Raw genomic sequence first — 17,946 nt, 5'->3', positions numbered from 1 at the left:
AGACGTTATATCGCGTTACTTGAGTTCCGGCAGTTCGGCCTGCGCTGTCTGCCCTTCATCAAGCGGCTGCGAGGCAGTCGGTGCCTGAACGTTCAGGCTTTTCAGCAATTCACCGGTACGGGCGTTAATGCGGTAGGCGGTAAACATATCGAGAAACTGCAGTTCAACATAGCGGCGCTGGGCGCTGAACACTTCGTTTTCGCTGTCCAGCATATCAAGCAAGGAGCGGTCACCCAGGCTGAACTGCTCCTGATAAGCACTGCGCACGGTCACGCTGCGGTCAGCATACTCCTTAGCAATAGGCACCTGCTGTGCTGCGTTATTGCGGGCGTTCCACGCCAGGCGTAACTCCTCATTCAACTGACGCAGGGCATTATTTTTCACATCCTGAGCTTCCTGCATTTTGTAGGCATAGGAGGTGAGCGTCGCCTGATCGCTGTTGCCGTTGTAGAGGTTGTAGCGCATGCGCACCATCGCCTGCCACTCCTGATTGTGGCCCCGGGTTCCATCAATGTTGTTATCCATGGTACGTCCGACTTCTAGGTTAACGTTCGGATAAAACCGTGACTTCGCCGCTTCGTACTGCTGGCGCGTAGCCTCCACGTCCGCATCGGCCTGTTTAAGCAGTGGGCTGCTGGCGAGCATGACGGAACGTGCAGCGGCCAGCGATTCCGGTACGGCTATTTTTCCAGGCATGACCAGCGAGTCGGCCTCTTTACCCGTGACGCTTTCATAGTTTGCGCGGGAATCTTCAAGGTTAGTTTGCTCGGTAAGCAGGTTGTTGCGCGCCTGGGCGAGACGAGCCTGTGCCTGATCGAAATCGGCCTGACGCCCCACCCCCTGTTGGGTACGCAACTGGATCTGATCCATGACGCGTTCGTGATTCTTCAGGTTATCTTCTGCGAGCTTGACCATTTGTTCGCGCATCAGCACATCAAGGTAGCTCTGGATAGCCTGCAGCGCTGTCGTTTCGCTGGTGTTGAGCACCGTCCAGGCGCGTGAATTTACCGTCGCTTTCTGGCGGGCCACTTCACTGGTCGTGGCAAAGCCGTTAAACACGTTTTGCGTCAGCGTAATAGCGGATTCGCTGCGGTTCAGGTTTCGTTGATGATCGCCTGCGGCGCGGGTCGAGGCATTATCCGTCTGTTCCCAGCCGGTTCCGGCGGTCACATCTAACGACGGCAGATAGCCCCCTTTTGCGGCACGAAGATCCTGATCCGCAGAGTAACGGCTGTTAGCCGAGGCACTCACCTGCGGGTGCCATGACAGGCTGTCCTTAACGGCCTGTTCAAGCGTCGTGGCCTGGCTTTGTGAAACGCACAGCGTGAGTGCTGCCCCCAGAAATAACGGGCTACCAACTTTCATGTGTCATCCTTTCCTTCATACCGCGGGCGACATTCAGTATCCGCCGGCGAAAATGGTGCGTGAGCGTGGGAATAAATACATCCTGACGACGTGATGTTCGGACGCAGGCCTTCGTCTGACCTGAATTCACATCCGACGCCTGGCCGCGCAGGTTGAAACAGAACCTGCGCGGCCCCTGTCAGGACATCTCTTCGGGTCTGGCGATAAGGCTTTCCATCATCGCTTCATGACCGGCATCGTAGCTTTCTGCCCCGGCACCGCCTCCCCCTTCAGCAGGAACATGCTCTACCTCAGGTGTGCTGTGCGCCGAATCACTTACCGGACCTGCCTGAATCAGGCTACTGAGATCCTGATGTTCCCCATCGTGCAGAATATCGTTGAAATTCAGCGGCGCCTGACAGGAGGTATCCGGCGCGCTCACCGTGTCGCCATTGTGCTCATCGACTACGGCATCAGGGGCGGCGTTCTCTGCCAGCGAGTGGGACATATCGCTGTTATCAAGGGTCTTATCGGCACTATCCATCGTGAGCGTGAGGCTCGAATCATCAATTAACGATGCGCTGTGCTCCCCACCGGCACTATGGTCGGTTTGCGATGACGCAGCATCGTCCGTGCCGGCGTTAAGCATCAGCTTATCGTTAAGCGCAGTGTGGAGCGGGTCGGCTTCGCCGTCGACATGGCTATCCCCGCTATGGTGACTGGCAGTAAGCGCATGATCATCCGTAGCATCCTGGCTTTCGGCCATGCTCATTTCGCTGTGGCTGTCACTGATCTGCTGCCCACCAGCCTCACCATCAAATTCGAAATGGGTGTCGTGATGATTGGATGCGGTGGAGTCCACATCCAGCGTGATACCGGAAAGCGTGCTCTTACCAGCCGGTAAATCAACGCTAACCTGCCCGCTGTAGTGCGAGGTACTGCTATCTAACGTCATGACGTAAGTCTGGTGGGCCGCGTCATAGGTGACGTTGACATAATTACCCGTGAAGGTGGCATTTTCCGGAATGCCGCCAAAGGTCACGGTCGTCAGATGATCGCTGCTGTCGCTGCTTTCGAGGTTAACGTCCAGGTTCAGGGTAACTTTGTAACTGACGTCGGTATTACCGCCATGTGATGAAGAAGGCCCATCCCCAAACACCACTCCCTCGATATGGTTGGCATTTTCAAAGGGGCGCTTACCGTCTTCGTCTGTAACCTGAAGGTTATCAATATCGTTGTTCTGATGGTTCTGCGGATGTGGGACGCCGGTAACCTTGTAATCCTCACTGTTACCCTGGACAAAAATATAGTCCTTGCCCACATCCCCTTCTGTCACGCCACCATTGCCCGTAATCCCTTTCAGCGAGACAAAATTGTAGCGGGTGTCCGGCCAGTCGCTCTGCTGATAGTACCCACCCGTGTGATCGCCCACGACAAAAATATCGGTGTGGCCTTTGCCACTGTCATCGGTATTCGCATTGCCGCTGCTGGTGTAGTAGTGGATCTGGCTCGCGCTGGCCGCCGCCGGTACGGCATCCCCTTTAATCGCACCATCCGGGCTGTCCGGGGTTAACCAGACATGCACATTATTGCCAATCGCCACGATAACGCCGTTCTGGACATCATATCCATTAGGGTTCACGCTACCGCCGTTAATATGGGTGATGGTGTTGTCTGATGTTTCAGCCGTCTTGCTACCGGGCGTAACGGTCACGGTGAGTTTTACATCGGCATCAGCGTCAGCGTCGGCGTCGGCATCGGCATCAGCATCAGCATCAGCATCAGCATCCGCATCGGCGTCGGCATCGGCATCGGCATCCGCGTCGGCGTCAGAATCGGCATCAGCATCAGCATCAGAATCCGCATCGGCGTCGGCATCTGCATCGGCATCAGAATCGGCATCCGCGTCTGAATCTGCATCTGCGTCCGCATCGGCATCGGCATCCGCATCAGCATCAGCGTCAGAATCCGCATCCGCATCGGCGTCAGAATCCGCATCGGCGTCTGCATCTGCATCGGCATCCGCATCTGCATCAGCGTCGGCATCTGCATCTGCATCTGCGTCCGCATCGGCGTCCGCATCGGCGTCTGCATCTGCATCGGCATCGGCATCAGAATCTGCATCTGCGTCGGCATCCGCATCGGCGTCGGCGTCGGCATCCGCGTCGGCATCGGCATCCGCATCAGCGTCGGCATCCGCATCGGCGTCAGCATCTGCATCGGCATCCGAATCTGCGTCCGCATCCGCATCGGCATCAGCATCTGCGTCGGCATCCGCATCCGCATCGGCGTCCGCATCAGCGTCGGCATCCGMATCTGCGTCCGCATCGGCATCGGCATCGGCGTCGGCATCCGCATCCGCATCCGCATCGGCATCGGCGTCCGCATCAGCGTCGGCATCAGCGTCGGCGTCGGCGTCGGCGTCGGCATCAGCATCCGCGTCCGCGTCGGCATCGGCATCAGMATCGGCATCCGCATCGGCATCGGCATCCGCATCCGCATCGGCGTCAGAATCGGCATCCGCATCTGCATCGGCATCCGCATCCGCATCTGCATCAGCGTCGGCATCTGCATCCGCGTCGGCATCGGCGTCGGCGTCAGAATCGGCGTCCGCGTCGGCATCTGCGTCAGAATCTGCATCGGCATCGGAGTCGGCATCGGCATCCGCATCGGCATCGGCGTCAGAATCCGCATCCGCATCCGCGTCGGCATCCGCGTCGGCATCTGCGTCGGCATCGGCGTCCGCATCCGCATCCGCATCCGCATCCGCATCCGCATCTGCATCGGCATCCGCATCGGCGTCAGAATCGGCATCGGCATCCGCATCAGCATCTGCATCCGCATCGGCGTCCGCATCCGCGTCGGCGTCAGCATCGGCATCCGCATCAGCATCCGCATCCGCATCGGCGTCAGAATCGGCATCCGCGTCAGCATCTGCGTCGGCATCAGCATCTGCGTCGGCATCAGCATCAGCATCCGCGTCCGCATCGGCATCTGCATCTGCATCGGCGTCCGCATCGGCATCTGCATCAGCGTCCGCATCAGAATCCGCATCCGCATCCGCGTCGGCATCCGAATCTGCGTCGGCGTCAGMATCCGCATCCGCGTCGGCATCGGCATCCGAATCTGCGTCGGCGTCAGMATCGGCATCCGCGTCGGCATCTGMATCTGCATCCGCGTCCGCGTCGGCATCGGCATCGGCATCGGCGTCAGCATCAGAATCGGCATCCGCATCGGCGTCAGCATCAGAATCGGCATCCGCATCCGCATCGGCATCCGAATCTGCGTCCGCATCGGCATCCGMATCTGCGTCCGCATCGGCATCCGAATCTGCGTCCGCATCCGCATCGGCATCAGCATCCGCATCAGCGTCAGCATCTGCGTCGGCATCGGCGTCCGCATCCGCATCCGAATCGGCATCCGMATCTGCGTCCGCATCGGCATCAGCATCCGCATCCGCATCCGCATCCGCATCGGCGTCGGCATCCGAATCTGCGTCCGCATCCGCATCAGCGTCGGCGTCGGCATCTGCATCCGCATCGGCATCCGCATCAGCGTCGGCATCTGCATCGGCATCAGCATCAGCGTCGGCATCGGCGTCGGCATCGGCGTCGGCATCCGCATCAGCGTCCGCATCAGMATCCGCATCCGCATCTGCATCCGCATCGGCATCGGCATCTGCATCCGCATCTGCATCGGCATCAGCATCAGCATCAGCATCAGCATCAGCATCAGCATCAGCATCGGCGTCGGCGTCGGCATCCGCATCAGAATCGGCGTCGGCATCCGCATCAGAATCGGCGTCGGCATCCGCATCGGCGTCTGCATCCGCGTCCGAATCTGCATCGGCATCGGCGTCGGCGTCAGAATCCGCATCCGCGTCGGCATCGGCATCCGCATCCGCATCCGCGTCGGCATCAGCATCGGCATCGGCATCGGCATCGGCGTCGGCATCGGCATCCGAATCTGCATCCGCATCCGCATCAGAATCGGCATCCGCGTCGGTATCATCAGGGATAGCAGCCGCGCTGGCAGGATCGAGGAGGGTTAATTCCTGTGGGGGTTGCGCATCGGGGAAGTCAAGGCCAGTGGTAGGGTAGCCCGCGCCGGGATCAACTATCTGCCCGGTGAGATCGAGCACAACATGCGTATGAGAGCCGCCCCCACTGCCGCCACTCTCTGCGCCGCCAGCCGTCCCGGCCTGGGGACCTGCCGCTGTCGCTTCCAGAGTCTGTGTCGGGTCCTGACCCTCAGCAATCGCCTGTTGCAGCGCCGCAACGTCTTGTTGCTGGGCAGCTGTCGCGTCAGGGGTTACCGTACCGGCACTGTCCCAGTGGCTATAACGACCAAGATCAAGCGTTTCTCCATCCGGCAGAGATAAGGTGATCGCACCTGAATTCCCCGTCTGGACTTGTTCGCCTTCAACTATCCTGTCACCTTCGACCAATAAACGCCTGCTGCCGTCGGGACTTACTGCATACACCTGTCCCATTACCGCTTTGACTATCCCTGATACGCCGCTCATGTGTAGTTTCCCTCGATCCTGTTCCCGCCCGTTTCATCCGTGATTCAAGCGTAGAATGCTAAAAGAGAATGTAATTAGAATTCGTCATGTATTACGTAAGAAATGACAAAATGGCTGGCGGCAGAAAATGTATTGATGCCGCTTCGTTTAAGATAGGTATATTAATAGATGGCGTGAATGAATAGTAGGGTGCAAGGGTGCATAAAATAAAAAAAGAACAGCGCAGCAGTTTCTCTTTGATACATGATATATAGCCACTCTTCTTCGAACGAAAAATAGGGTAGCGCCACTGGCAGGCCTGACGTTTCTTCCGTAATTCGTGGAGAAATGATGCCAGGCGACCTCTGCTGATAGCAAATTATTCAGCCGTTCAATTAAAAATGAAGGCAATAATCTAAATTAACCCTTCGTCATCCTCGGCGATTAATCCCTCCAGCCCGCTCAGTGAGCGGCGCGCCTCGGCACGGCTGGTCAGTTTTGACTGCGCCATCAGCGGGAGATCGGTAATGCTGATAATACCTTTACTCATCAGCACCTCAATTAAGTCTTCAAGCACACGTACCATCTCAAGGTCGCTCTGCCGAAGCTGAGATAACGAGGCCTCACGACGATCCCGCTGGAGAAGCCACTCATCTATCTCAGGTGTGCGGTCATCACGCTGTTCTGTCATTGTCGTAAAGGGCACCTCTTCGATCTGAATAATCCGCCCTGATGCATCGCGTTCTATGTAAAACATATTCAGCCCCTTTTGCGTGAGCGGTTAATTTCTGACCATAGTGCTGGCATCAGCAAAATAGCGACCCATTGCACCGTGTAAACCAATTTTTTCCAGAACACGAAGTTCCCCTGCCGTTTCTACACGCTCGGCTATCAGCGGCAAATTAATCTGGCGAGTGGCCCAGTAAATGGCCTCAATAAAGAGTTTTTTATCGTCTTCGCTATCAATATTACGAATATAACTGCCGTCGACTTTAATCCAGGCCAGGCCCCATTGCGGTAAATTTCCGATAAGGTGAAAGCGTCCGCCAAAGTGCTGAATGCCAAGACGACATCCCAGCTCCTTAAGGCGACTTACCAGAATATTTACGCGCTCGGCATCGGGAAGTTCATTTTCATCCAGCTCAAGCGTCAGGCGCGAGGCCAGCTGTGGCGCGTTCTTCAGCGGTTGCAGGAGCGCATTCAGGCTCTGGTCGTCCGCAACGCTGGCTCCGCTGATACTTAATGCGAGCGGTTTGACCGTTTTTTCCATCTCACGCAACGTCTGCCGTAACATTACGATGTCCATCCGGCGACTGAGATCCAGGCGATGGATCCACGGCATGAAACGTCCGGCCGGCACAAGCTCTCCCTCCTGGGTACGGATACGCGCAAGGATTTTATGGTGCAGGACGCTTTGCGTGTTGCTGCACTGATAGACGGGCTGTGAGAAGAGTTCGAATGCCCCGTCGGTGAGCACCTTGTCCAGCCGGGTAAACCAGCTGTGGTGGTCTTCTTCGTTGTCGCTGACGGATGCCGTCTCCTGGCTTGCAAAGACACGCATTTCGGTTTCTGCCATAGCCAGCGCCTGATCCGCCTGCATCAGCAGCGTCTGCGGCTTATCACCCACCTGAAAAGGGACAATGGAAAAATGGGCCACCGGGCTTACGTCGCTCATTCCGGTTTCTGACAGCGCTTTAAGCTGGGTGCTGAGGCTGTTGCTGAGATTTTCCAGCTCCTGCGAGAGGATGTGCGGCGCAATAATGGCAAATTCCCCGCCCCTTACACGCGCGAGAAAGCCTTCATGATGAAAATAGCGGCTCTGTAAGCCGTTGAGGATCTCCGCCACTGCGGTCAGCAATTGATCGGTCTTCGCGCCGCCGAGCCGCTGGTTCAGCCCCATCAAATCCTGCACCCGCAAAAGCATCAGGTGGCCCGGAGCATTTTCTTCATCGCTCAGGCGCGACTGTAGCTGCATATCGAAGGCGCGGCGGTTGAAAAGACCGGTCAGGCTGTCGTGATAGGCCTCCTGACGTAAAGACTCACTGCGCTGCGCCTGTTCGCTGAACAGCACTTTAAGCTGCGTTACCATCAGGTTGGTCGCCTCAACCACCCGGCGCAGCTCCGGGGTTTTCGGCAGCGCAGGCATATGAAGAAATTCACGACGGCAGATGGCCATCGCCTGACCCACGATATAATTGAGCGGTTTCAGAAGCCGACGCAGCAGTAACGTCACCCCAAAAATGCCTATCAGACTACAGCCCGTCAGCCATAAAAAGCTGGCGACCATACTGTCCCACAAGCGGGCGAGCGCAAACATCGGGTGGCTGACCACTTCCACGCGGGCAACCTGGGTCCAGCCGCGCATGACGATGGCATCCCCAACGCCAGGGCTCAGGTTAACCAGCCGGACGAACCACTGAGGTACGCGGGCGCTTTGCGGCGTATCGCTGCGTTCGATAAGGGGTTTATTGGTTTTAATATCGACCACGCGGATACGATAAAAATAACCGCTGTCGAAGATGGAGTTCACCATCAGCTCGGTCATGGTCGGGTCGTCAATATTGGTGGTCAGCGACAACCCCAGGGCCGTCGCGGCATCCTGCGCATGGGCGCTTAACTGGTTACGGTATTGTTCTCGCGAACTTTCCAGGGTCACAAAAAAATTACCGCAGAAAATGACGAGCGTAAATAAACAGATGCCGATCAGGAGCTGCTTATAAAGAGACATGTCCACATCCTATTCATTAATTACAAATCCTTCTGCACGCATTTTGGTGAGAAGATCCTGCCAGCGGGAGAGTCGTTTACTGTCGCCCACACGTTTGTTACCGCCCGTTTGCGGCAGCCACAGCCCTTCCCCGTTAAAGGCGTACACCGGGAGGAGATCAGGTCGCTGCGAGGCAGGCAAAATAGCGGTTTTCAGGTTGTCCAGCACCAGCGGGACAGCATCAGGCGTGGAGTACCAGGTCACTACCATATGCGCCTGGTTAAGCGTGAGCGCTTTTACGTAAGTAATACGCAGCTGGTTAGCGGGCACGCCCATCTCGCGCAGGGTGAAATATTTCGCCAGCGCAAAATCCTCGCAGTCCCCCGCCCCTTTACGTAAAAATTCAATTGGCGTTGCCCAGTAATCCTGCTGTTTCCAGACGACAATATCATCCTTGAAGGCCATTCTTGCGTTAAAAAACCGGTTAACCAGATTCAGTTTTTCATGAATCGAGGCCGGAGGCGGATCCCTTAATAACGTGACCCATTCAGCAATACGTTGCTTCGCCGCAGGGGTCGCCGGGCCATAGAGCTTTTCAGTGCGAAGCGTAATGGCGTTAAAGTCCCAACCGGCACCAAGTCCGGTGGAGAAGATCAACACTGCCGTCAGCAGGACGAATACACTGCGACGGCAAGCACTACGCTGAGGGAAAAGCCACCGGCCCATGCGTTAAGGCATCCCGGCTATGCGGCTAACGAGTCGAATCAGTCGTTTCAAGGGGCTCACCTTCAACCGCCAGCTCGCGCCAGCGTTTACGATACGCAATATAGCCTGAAAGGTAATGCTCAACGTCGTCTATTCGCACACGGTAGCTGTGGTGACGAATAAAAAAGCTACCGACAATTCGGGCAGGAGCTTTGAAAAAGAGAGCCAGTTCCGGCCAGAAAAAGCCATTTGCGAGGTAGCGGGCGCGCGTTTCCAGCGCCTGATTGAACGCAGTCATATCAAAACCGTCCAGCAGATGCCGGTGCGGAGTGGTCGCCAGCCGGGCAATCATGCGCGAGGCCGCCATCATCAGCTCCAGCAGCGTGGGATAGGTGGTGATGCGCGTCTGCACAAAGGTAAGATGATCGCGCACATTATCCAGCCCAAACTGGTAATAGCGCGCCAGCGGACGGTAAAGCGTGAGCTCATTTACGCAGTAACTAAGCCAGTGATCGTGCGCCTGCCAGTGTTTTTGTTCGATGAAATAGTCCATCGCCCGTTCCACCATTGCGAGCCACTGCGGGGCTTTCGTCAGCCCATAGAGCCGCATCAGGGCGAAAGCGGCTTCGCCATCATAATAGATGATGCGATACGCAGACTTCAGCGAGAGATCAGGTGCATTCAGCACATGCACAAAGCCGCCGGTTGCGGGGTCCTGCATGTAGCCTATCCCCGTTGCCAGCCGTGCCATCGGCTCAAGGAAGCGCGATGAACCGGTAAGCTCAGTGTATTTCGCCATTGCCAGAATGCACACGGCATTCCCGCCGAGCTTGATCTCCTCGCCGGTATCCACAAGAAAATCAGCGCGGGTGCCATCGGGCAACGTAAAGGTGCGAATAAACATCGAGCAGAGCGCGTCAAGGGCGCGTTCAATCGCAGTGAAATGTGCGGGCTGCTGCGTCACTTCCCACCCTTCGAGCAGCGCATAGGTCGAACTGGCATGGCGCAGAGCGTTATAGGTCGGGATCGCGCGGTCAAAACAGGGGAACCAGCCGTAGTGGTAGCGTCCCGATGCGGTGACCTGGCGTGCCAGGTAATCCGTTGCGCAGTGAATCATGGGATCAAGCGCCTGCGTCTGCCAGTGTGGCAACTGCCGGTAGCCGCTGTTACGCCCTTCGGACTCAATGGTATACACCTGCTCGCCGTCGCAAAACAGCGCACGCGTGGTAAATCGCCATACGGTCTGGTCGGGCTGCACAGGCCATTGCACTAACGCGCCGAAACGGCGACGGGAAAAATGGGCAAGGTTAGTCGGGTTAGGCGTAGCCACACCGTGGTCGCCGTTATAGAGCAGGGCGTTGGCGGCGATTTCCTGCTCCAGCATCGCATAGCGAAAGCCAGGATCCAGACTCAGTCCGAAGCGAAAATAGTTGCGTTTGGTTTTTGCCAGTCGGGCCTCAAGATCATCCCAGCGTAGCGCATCCACCCTGTCCACCACATCTACCCGTAGCCAACAGGGTTCGATGCCACGTTTGTTACGCCACTGCTGCAACAACCGTGCGCCCTGCTGCCAGGCAAGCTCGGCGGTCTCCCCGTAACCCTGCACGACATGGGCGCGACTTTTACCGTCTGAAGCACTAAAGAAGATGATCCAGGCCGGGCGGAGCGGCGATGCGGTGGCGCACGCCAGGGTGCTGATGACCGGGCGGGTTTGCGCAAGTAAGTGACTGAGAGACATATGACTCCTTAATTGCGCCCGATAAAAGCTGGCCCTCAAAATCCTTTCATCATAATAACATTATGAATGCGTGGTTGTGTATTCTGTATATCTATATCTTTCCCCCTGAGGCGATATCGTGAAGGGATATCACATACTCTTTTTTCTGCTCATGTTCGCAGTTTCTGCTCATGCCGATACGCCATTGCTCTGGAATCAGAAAGCCAGCAGGCAGCACTGTCCGGTGGGAGATGATGCGGTATGGGTGACCTACGCAGGCGGTGCGGCCTGCATTCGCTACTTCAGCGCAGGCGATATGCAGGCCTCACCGCGGGTGCTGGTTATTCTGAAAGGTGACCGTGTCTCACTGATTGCGCGTCCTCCAGAGAGCATTCCGGCCAATACCGTACAGGCGCAGCGCAAGCAGGCCGAGGCCATTATGCGCCGGAGCGGATTGCCCACCGTCATTATCGCCCGACCCGGCACGTATGGCTCCAGCGGCAACCATTACCGTCGCCGCCAGCAGGAGGAGTTCCTCGCGCTCAATGCTGCACTGGATGCCATTAAAGCGCGCTACAACATTCAGCGTATCATCCTCAGCGGGCACAGCGGCGGCGCCACCGCAGCCTCAGCGCTGCTCGCCCTGGGTCGCCGGGATATTGATTGCGCCATACTGGCCTCCGGGGCCTGGGGGTTACTGGAACGGGCCGAGCGCCAGCGCCAGGAGCGCGGCGAGCCGTCAGCGCCAACCCTTGACGGCACCGGGCTGGCCCACCCCTGGGATCCCCTGGATCACATTGGCGGCATTGTGACCGATCCTGCCCGACTTATCCTGGTCATCGGAAATCCAGAGGACACTGTCACCCCGTTCGATTTGCAAACACGTTTTGCCGACGCGCTGCGCAGGCAGGGTCATCAGGTCAGGCTTCTGACGCGACCCGCCGTTGCGCCAGCGTTTCATAATCTTAAAGGTAACCCCGGCGTTAACGCCGTCGCCCTTTGCCCTGCGCCCCGAGCAGCCGGTTTACCATCAGGAACACGACCATGAGCCAGAAATCAGCCTCCTCACCCCGCGCGCGTGCTCGTCTGCCGGGCTGGACCGCCGCCGAACTCGCGCAGTTGCTGCCGGGCAGCAGGTGGCTCGCTAAGCCCGGCCCCGACTGGCACACGGGGGATATTGCCATTTTGCATGAGAAGGCGACCCCTCCCCTGCCCTGCCTGTTTGTCGCCATCGATGCCGATACCTGGCACCGTGGCTCAGGCAATACCGGCATCTACGCCGGTTGGGATGACACGCACACTACCCTGGCGCAGCACGCCTCAGCTTACTGCGGGGCTATCGTTCAGCGCCCCGTCGCCGGTTTGCCTGCGGATTTCCCTCAACTGATTACCGATGACAGTTACCAGGCACTTCACCTACTGGCGGAAGAGGCGCGGCGGCGGATGAACGGCAGGCTGGTAGCCATCACCGGTACTGTGGGGAAAACCTCCACCAAAGCAATGCTGCACGGGATTTTGGCGGGCAGCCGGACGGTGGTGGCAAGTCGTGGCAATCACAACACCCGCACGGGGGCCTCGGTAACCCTGGCCAGAGCCATTGGCGACCCCGACGCCGTGGTTATGGAAGTCGCCCTCTCAGCCCTGTGGATGCGTAACGGCGGCATCGGCCCGCGCATTAAGCCGCACATCGTCATCGTGACGGAAATAGGTTTGACCCAGGTGGGGAAAAACGTCAGCACCCTGCAGGACGTGGCACGCTTCAAGTCACGCATCAGCCACGGTCTTATTCCCGGCGGCGTTGCTATTTTGAATCGCGATATGGCGGAATACCAGACCGTGGCGGCGGGGGTCGCCCGGGATGGGGCGCGTATCATCAGCTATGGTTTTGATGCGACAGCCCAGGTACGCATCATCAGCATGGAGCCCGATGGCCAGGGAAGCGTTATTACGCTTTTGTTTCATCAGCAGACAGTGCGTTACCGGCTGGCAGTGCCAGGCAAAGGAGGCGCGCTCAATTCGGTGGCCGCGCTGATCGCAGCCGATCTGCTTGGGGTAAGCCAGGCGCAGGTTATCGCCGGTCTTGAGGCTTATCGTAGTGATAAGCAGCATATGCACATCACCCCGCTGTCGCTGCCAGACGGGGGGGAGATCACCTTAATCGATGATAGTTACAATGCTGAATATCTCTCGATGCGTAATGCGTTCGGGGTGGTGGCAGAGCGTGCCCGCGATACCGGCGGCCGTGTTGTGGCCCTGCTCGGACGCATTGTGAATCTGGGCGATAAAGCCGATGAGATCCACCGCTCGCTTGCCGCTCCCTTGATGGAAACGGGGTGCCAGCAGGTGTTTTTGCACGGCGAAGAGATGGCGGCGTTACAGGGCGCACTCCCTCCGGCGCGGCAGGGCGGGCACTTTCTCACTGCCGGTGCGCTGGTAGACGCCGCAGCGCCGGCGTTGCGCGCCGGCGATATTGTACTGGTCAAAGGCAGCGTAAGGCATTCCGACTTCGGTCAGGTTGTCGGGCTGCTTAAAACACGGCTCGCCACAACGCCTCCTTCCACCAGCGATACAACGGCGCGCCTGCTGATCAATCTCACCACCGGTGAGCCACGGATTGCTGAGCAGGCAGACAGCCCTTTTACGCCGCACTACTTTAGTCAATTGTTACTGGCCTGCTGCGTTGCCGGGCGGCTGGTAAACAAAACCGTGACGCTGGAGACCGCCATCAGCGTGCGGGAGATTGCGCCTGACATTCTCAAAGGCCACCCGGCGCTCGGCTTCCAGCGGGCAGGCACATACCCTCTCAAGTCGCTCCTGCAAGGGATGCTGCTGCATAACGCCTGCGATGCCGCCATTAATCTGGCAGAGCACCTTGCCGGCAGCAGCGCCAGCGCGCTTGGCCTGCTGCGTACCCAGTGTGCCAGCCTCAATATGACGCAAACGCACGTCAGTAACGTATCGGGACGCAGCCGCCGCGGTCAGCACACGACGCTTAAAGATGTGGCAACACTGCTGCGGCATTTCGCTTTGCGCTACCCCCATTTTTTGCCGTGGTTTAGTGAAAGTGAAGCGGTCATTGGTGAACGTCTCTATCGCAAAAGCGGTAATTTGCAGAGCGACGGCAGCGCGTGGGGGCAGTTCAGTGCGGGAAGCTGGGGGTTTGCCCTGCAGTGGTTCGCAGGAGAGCTGTGGCTGGCTGGTGTGGCAGGGGCGAGTGACGCTTTCCATCTCGACTATCTGCTGGATGAACTGCTGGCCGATGTCGATGCCGCCTCCCCTGTTTCGACCGTGGGGCCCGCCACTCGACAGCTTCATAAACCTGCCGCCACGCTCACGTTTTTGGGGGATACTTACTTTGGTGAGTGGTATACCCGTAAACGACAGGCCCGGGGCATTGATGATGCGCTACAGCGCTACGGTTACGACCACAGCTTCGCGGCCATTGCCCCTTTATTACGGGGCAGTGATATTACCATCGCCAACCTTGAAGCGGCACTGGCCACGGATTTAAGCGCGAGCCTTGCAGGCCGTAAACCTTTCTGCCTGACAGGTGATCCCGATGCCACCGTCACGGCCCTGGTGAAACAGGGGATTAGCGCCGTGGCGCTGGGAAATAATCACGTCATGGATGCAGGCCTGCCGGGGCTGCAACAAACGCTGTCAGCGCTGGATAAGGTTGGCATCAGTTGCCTGGGGGCTGGTCTGAACGCCCGGCAGGCGCACGCGCCGCTGGTGATAACCGTCGGGGGACAGACCTTTAAGATTTACAGTGCCTACTGGTACAGAGAGTACATGGAACGAGACTGCGCGTTTTATGCCCGTGCGCGTCGCCCGGGTGTGGCCTGTTTAAGCGGTGGGCTGGAGAGGCTTTTACGTGAAGAGAAGGCCTCAGAACAGCCGGCAACGACCATCGTGCTTGCCCACTGGGGAGTGGACTACCGCCGGACCACCTCCGCACAGCGGGCGCTGGCGCAACGGCTTACCCGCGCGGGGGCCGATTTGATCATCGGCTCAGGGCCACATATGCCAGGTGAAGCTGTCCAGTTGGGGCAAAGCCTGGTGGTTTATAGCATCGGTAACGCTGTTTTCAACAGTAACGGCGAGTTCAGGGAGCGCGGTGCACCGCCGTATGGTTTTATTGCCCGCTTACAGGTGGGTGCCGGCACGCCACAGCTCCAGCTGTTGCCCATTTTTACCGATAACAGACAAACTTTCTGGCAGCCGCGCCCGGTCACCGAGGAGGAGTTTACAGACCTCCTCGCAGAACTTACCGCGCAGGGGATGCTTCTTAAAAAAGAGGGGCAGACCGGGGAAGGATGGTCTGCCCGCACGGTGAATAACGAGCATATGCTGACGCTTTCACTGGATACTCGTTTTGGCAAAAGCTGAAGACAGATGGCATCCGGCCTGGTGCTGCTAGCGCATCAGGAGTTGTGCGGTGACCTCATCACTTTTAGCCTGTAACCGCGTAAGCCAGGCCGGGACCTCGTCACTGGTACATTGCAGTACTATGCAATAGCCCTCAATCCAGACGTTGGTCCCCTGGTCAGCAAACTGGCGTTCAAAAAGCATGCGCCACTCATCACCCGGCATCCCTTCCAGTTCAAAATACTTCAGTGCTCCGTTTCCGCGCAGCACGCGATACTCATCCAGCCCCAATATTTTCATTGTTTTATCCTTAACAAAGAACGTCCGAATCATACCCCTTTACATTGTGTTGAAATGTACCCTTAAGAAAAAAACGGTTTCAGGCCAACTTAACGAAAACTTCCAGCGTTTCTGGCTTTTATTGACTGAGGGCGTCGAGGTTGAAGAGGGAAGCCACAGGCGCAGGGGTGGAGTAAGATTCGCCTGAATTAACGAGAAATTGTGCGAGAGATCACGAAATAGCCTTATGAATCAAGGCTGAAAATGTCAGGTTTCAGGGATGTTAAAACGCGTCGCTGAACGGCCATTTATTACGCCGCGAAATCAAAGTGTCGCCAAAGCCCGACAGTGCGTAAGTGACGGAAATTATTTAAGAAAAATGCCCTTGTAAGCCTCCATTTTTAAGCGTACATTAGCCCCCGTTTGGCGCAGATAGCGCCATAAATTCTGAGATGGAGCTGTGGCCAGAAGGGAGAAAATTCCCATTTTCACTTTGGCGTAGTTTCACCTCTCTATACTCAGTCCTGATCTGGTCATGAATGCATACCTCGGGTATGCGGAGCGATGAACTGTGAAATATTTCTTTATGGGCATTTCGGTGATGGTCATTGTGTGGGCCGGCACGTTCGCCCTGATGATCTGAGCAACGACGCAGCACGAAAAAATAACAGGAGCCTTCTGGCTCCTGTTTTCATTTGTCTTCTCGCTACGCCGTGGTATCAGGGCTGATTCGCCTCTTCCGAGGCCGCTTTCCCGGAGGCTGGCAGTAAGCCATCTGCACGGAACATAGCTTTTATCCCGCGTACCGCCTGGCGAATACGATCGCGGTTTTCTATCAGGGCAAAGCGCACATGGGTGTCACCATAATCGCCAAAACCGATGCCCGGAGAGACGCAGACTTTCGCCTCCTGAAGCATTTTTTTGGCAAATTCCAGTGAGCCCATCGCAGCGTAGGGTTCCGGAATTTTTGCCCAGACATACATCGACGCTTTTGGCATCTCGACCATCCACCCCGCTTCGTGCAAGCCTTTAACCAGCACATCGCGACGACGCTTGTACTGGGCGGCAATATCACGCACGCACTGCTGATCGCCCTCAAGCGCTGCGATTGCCGCCACCTGCAACGGCGTAAAGGTGCCGTAATCGTGGTAGCTTTTAATACGCGCAAGCGCATTGACCAGGGTTTTATTACCTACCATAAAGCCGATACGCCAGCCTGCCATGTTGTAGCTTTTTGACAGGGTGAAAAATTCTACCGCAACATCACGCGCGCCCGGCACCTGCATAATCGACGGTGCTTTCCAGCCGTCATAAACGATATCGGCGTAAGCCAGATCGTGTACCACCAGCACATCATAACGTTTGGCCAGCGCCACCACTTTTTCGAAGAACGACAGTTCGACACACTGCGCGGTGGGGTTGGAGGGGAAACCCAGAATCATCATTTTGGGCTTCGGGTAACTCTCGCGAATAGCGCGTTCCAGTTCGTTGAAGAAATCGACACCCTCCACCAGGGGAACGGAACGGACCTGCGCGCCGGCAATGACCGCACCGTAAATGTGGATTGGGTAGCTGGGGTTGGGCACCAGTACGGTATCGCCATGATCCAGAGTGGCCAGCATCAGGTGTGCCAGCCCCTCTTTTGAACCTATGGTGACAATGGCTTCCGTTTCCGGGCAGATATCAACGTCATACCGCTCCTGATACCAGCGGGAAATGGCGCGGCGCAGACGCGGAATACCGCGTGAGGTCGAATAGCCGTGCGTATCCGGACGCTGAACAACGGTGCAGAGTTTTTCAACGATATGGGGCGGCGTCGCACCATCAGGGTTCCCCATGCTGAAGTCGATAATGTCTTCGCCGCGCCGACGCGCAGCCATTTTCAGTTCAGCGGTGATATTAAATACATAAGGGGGGAGACGATCGATACGCGTGAAACGGCGTTCAGGACTGAATTCAGCCATAGATTCCTCAGATTAACGTTAGCGCCCGGACCGTCCGAGCGACGCTGCCACGATGGTGGCGTCCTAAGAAAATAGCCTGAAAAAAAAGCGGCTGTCGAGAGGAAATGAAAAAATAATGCCGTCTGGTAAAAGAGGAAGAGTAATCATCACGAATTAAGAATGATGGCGTGTTAAATCGCTGGTTGCATTAAAAAATTAACATATTGATATCATTAAATTTACACATTAACTGCCCATTTTCCGACGGAACCCAGAAAATCGCACGCCTGACCACAATCCCCTTTTAAGGAAGTGGTTTTTCCTCATTGCATCACTGGCGCACTTAACTGGTCATCTGCACTGATGTTTTTTATCATAG

At 57.0% G+C, this 17,946-nt stretch carries 11 protein-coding genes; 3 read left to right on the top strand and 8 right to left on the bottom strand.

Annotated elements, in window-relative coordinates:
* Positions 1-15 precede the first annotated feature (15 nt).
* The 6 genes from KXR87_RS02140 to KXR87_RS02115 form a co-directional block, all read right to left on the bottom strand.
* A complete protein-coding gene (locus KXR87_RS02140; RefSeq protein ID WP_437430625.1) occupies positions 16-1,365 on the bottom strand; it encodes a TolC family outer membrane protein in 1,350 nt (449 codons plus the stop codon).
* Between the two features lie 178 nt (positions 1,366-1,543).
* Positions 1,544-5,869: a retention module-containing protein gene (locus KXR87_RS02135; RefSeq protein ID WP_437430624.1), complete on the bottom strand. Its 4,326-nt coding sequence runs from the start codon at positions 5,867-5,869 to the stop codon at positions 1,544-1,546.
* Between the two features lie 394 nt (positions 5,870-6,263).
* Complete coding sequence (locus tag KXR87_RS02130) at positions 6,264-6,605, bottom strand: tryptophan synthase subunit beta (RefSeq protein ID WP_437430623.1); 342 nt, start codon at positions 6,603-6,605, stop codon at positions 6,264-6,266.
* Positions 6,606-6,629: 24 nt separating this feature from the next.
* The gene (lapD, locus tag KXR87_RS02125; protein WP_437430622.1) at positions 6,630-8,576 is read right to left on the bottom strand and encodes a cyclic di-GMP receptor LapD; all 1,947 of its coding nucleotides are present in this window, start codon (positions 8,574-8,576) and stop codon (positions 6,630-6,632) included.
* Positions 8,577-8,585: 9 nt separating this feature from the next.
* On the bottom strand, positions 8,586-9,281 hold the full coding sequence (gene lapG, locus KXR87_RS02120) for a cysteine protease LapG (RefSeq protein ID WP_437430621.1): 696 nt from the start codon (positions 9,279-9,281) through the stop codon (positions 8,586-8,588).
* A gap of 25 nt (positions 9,282-9,306) precedes the next feature.
* The gene (locus KXR87_RS02115; protein ID WP_437430620.1) at positions 9,307-10,998 is read right to left on the bottom strand and encodes a Mur ligase; all 1,692 of its coding nucleotides are present in this window, start codon (positions 10,996-10,998) and stop codon (positions 9,307-9,309) included.
* 118 nt (positions 10,999-11,116) lie between these two features.
* Between KXR87_RS02115 and KXR87_RS02110 the strand changes: the two genes are divergently transcribed.
* Together KXR87_RS02110 and KXR87_RS02105 are read left to right on the top strand one after the other, a co-directional pair.
* On the top strand, positions 11,117-12,025 hold the full coding sequence (locus KXR87_RS02110; protein ID WP_437430619.1) for an alpha/beta hydrolase family protein: 909 nt from the start codon (positions 11,117-11,119) through the stop codon (positions 12,023-12,025).
* Positions 12,022-15,366, top strand: a complete 3,345-nt coding sequence (locus KXR87_RS02105) for a CapA family protein (RefSeq protein WP_437430618.1) — start codon at positions 12,022-12,024, stop codon at positions 15,364-15,366. Before KXR87_RS02110 ends, KXR87_RS02105 begins: the two co-directional genes overlap by 4 nt.
* Before the next feature lie 27 nt (positions 15,367-15,393).
* On the opposite strand, the gene KXR87_RS02100 is transcribed toward KXR87_RS02105, so the two are convergent.
* The gene (locus KXR87_RS02100; RefSeq protein WP_437430617.1) at positions 15,394-15,645 is read right to left on the bottom strand and encodes a hypothetical protein; all 252 of its coding nucleotides are present in this window, start codon (positions 15,643-15,645) and stop codon (positions 15,394-15,396) included.
* Positions 15,646-16,195: 550 nt separating this feature from the next.
* Here KXR87_RS02100 and ypdK point away from each other — a divergent pair.
* The gene (gene ypdK, locus KXR87_RS02095) at positions 16,196-16,267 is read left to right on the top strand and encodes a membrane protein YpdK (protein WP_099458783.1); all 72 of its coding nucleotides are present in this window, start codon (positions 16,196-16,198) and stop codon (positions 16,265-16,267) included.
* A 76-nt stretch (positions 16,268-16,343) separates the two neighbouring features.
* Here the strand turns inward: ypdK and alaC are convergent, their stop codons facing one another.
* A complete protein-coding gene (gene alaC, locus KXR87_RS02090) occupies positions 16,344-17,588 on the bottom strand; it encodes an alanine transaminase (protein WP_437430616.1) in 1,245 nt (414 codons plus the stop codon).
* Between the last annotated feature and the right edge of the window lie 358 nt (positions 17,589-17,946).

This window comes from Yokenella regensburgei (assembly GCF_051486985.1).
Taxonomy (GTDB): domain Bacteria; phylum Pseudomonadota; class Gammaproteobacteria; order Enterobacterales; family Enterobacteriaceae; genus CBFFRJ01.
This window is presented reverse-complemented; position numbering and strand designations above follow the sequence as displayed.

What these genes read in the sequence shown, in the direction of transcription:
- KXR87_RS02140 (WP_437430625.1), bottom strand. Translation starts at nt 1,365, where the DNA reads ATGAAAGTTGGTAGCCCGTTATTTCTGGGGGCAGCACTCACGCTGTGC.
- KXR87_RS02130 (WP_437430623.1), bottom strand. Translation starts at nt 6,605, where the DNA reads ATGTTTTACATAGAACGCGATGCATCAGGGCGGATTATTCAGATCGAA.
- lapD (WP_437430622.1), bottom strand. Translation starts at nt 8,576, where the DNA reads ATGTCTCTTTATAAGCAGCTCCTGATCGGCATCTGTTTATTTACGCTC.
- lapG (WP_437430621.1), bottom strand. Translation starts at nt 9,281, where the DNA reads ATGGGCCGGTGGCTTTTCCCTCAGCGTAGTGCTTGCCGTCGCAGTGTA.
- KXR87_RS02115 (WP_437430620.1), bottom strand. Translation starts at nt 10,998, where the DNA reads ATGTCTCTCAGTCACTTACTTGCGCAAACCCGCCCGGTCATCAGCACC.
- KXR87_RS02105 (WP_437430618.1), top strand. Translation starts at nt 12,022, where the DNA reads ATGAGCCAGAAATCAGCCTCCTCACCCCGCGCGCGTGCTCGTCTGCCG.
- KXR87_RS02100 (WP_437430617.1), bottom strand. Translation starts at nt 15,645, where the DNA reads ATGAAAATATTGGGGCTGGATGAGTATCGCGTGCTGCGCGGAAACGGA.
- alaC (WP_437430616.1), bottom strand. Translation starts at nt 17,588, where the DNA reads ATGGCTGAATTCAGTCCTGAACGCCGTTTCACGCGTATCGATCGTCTC.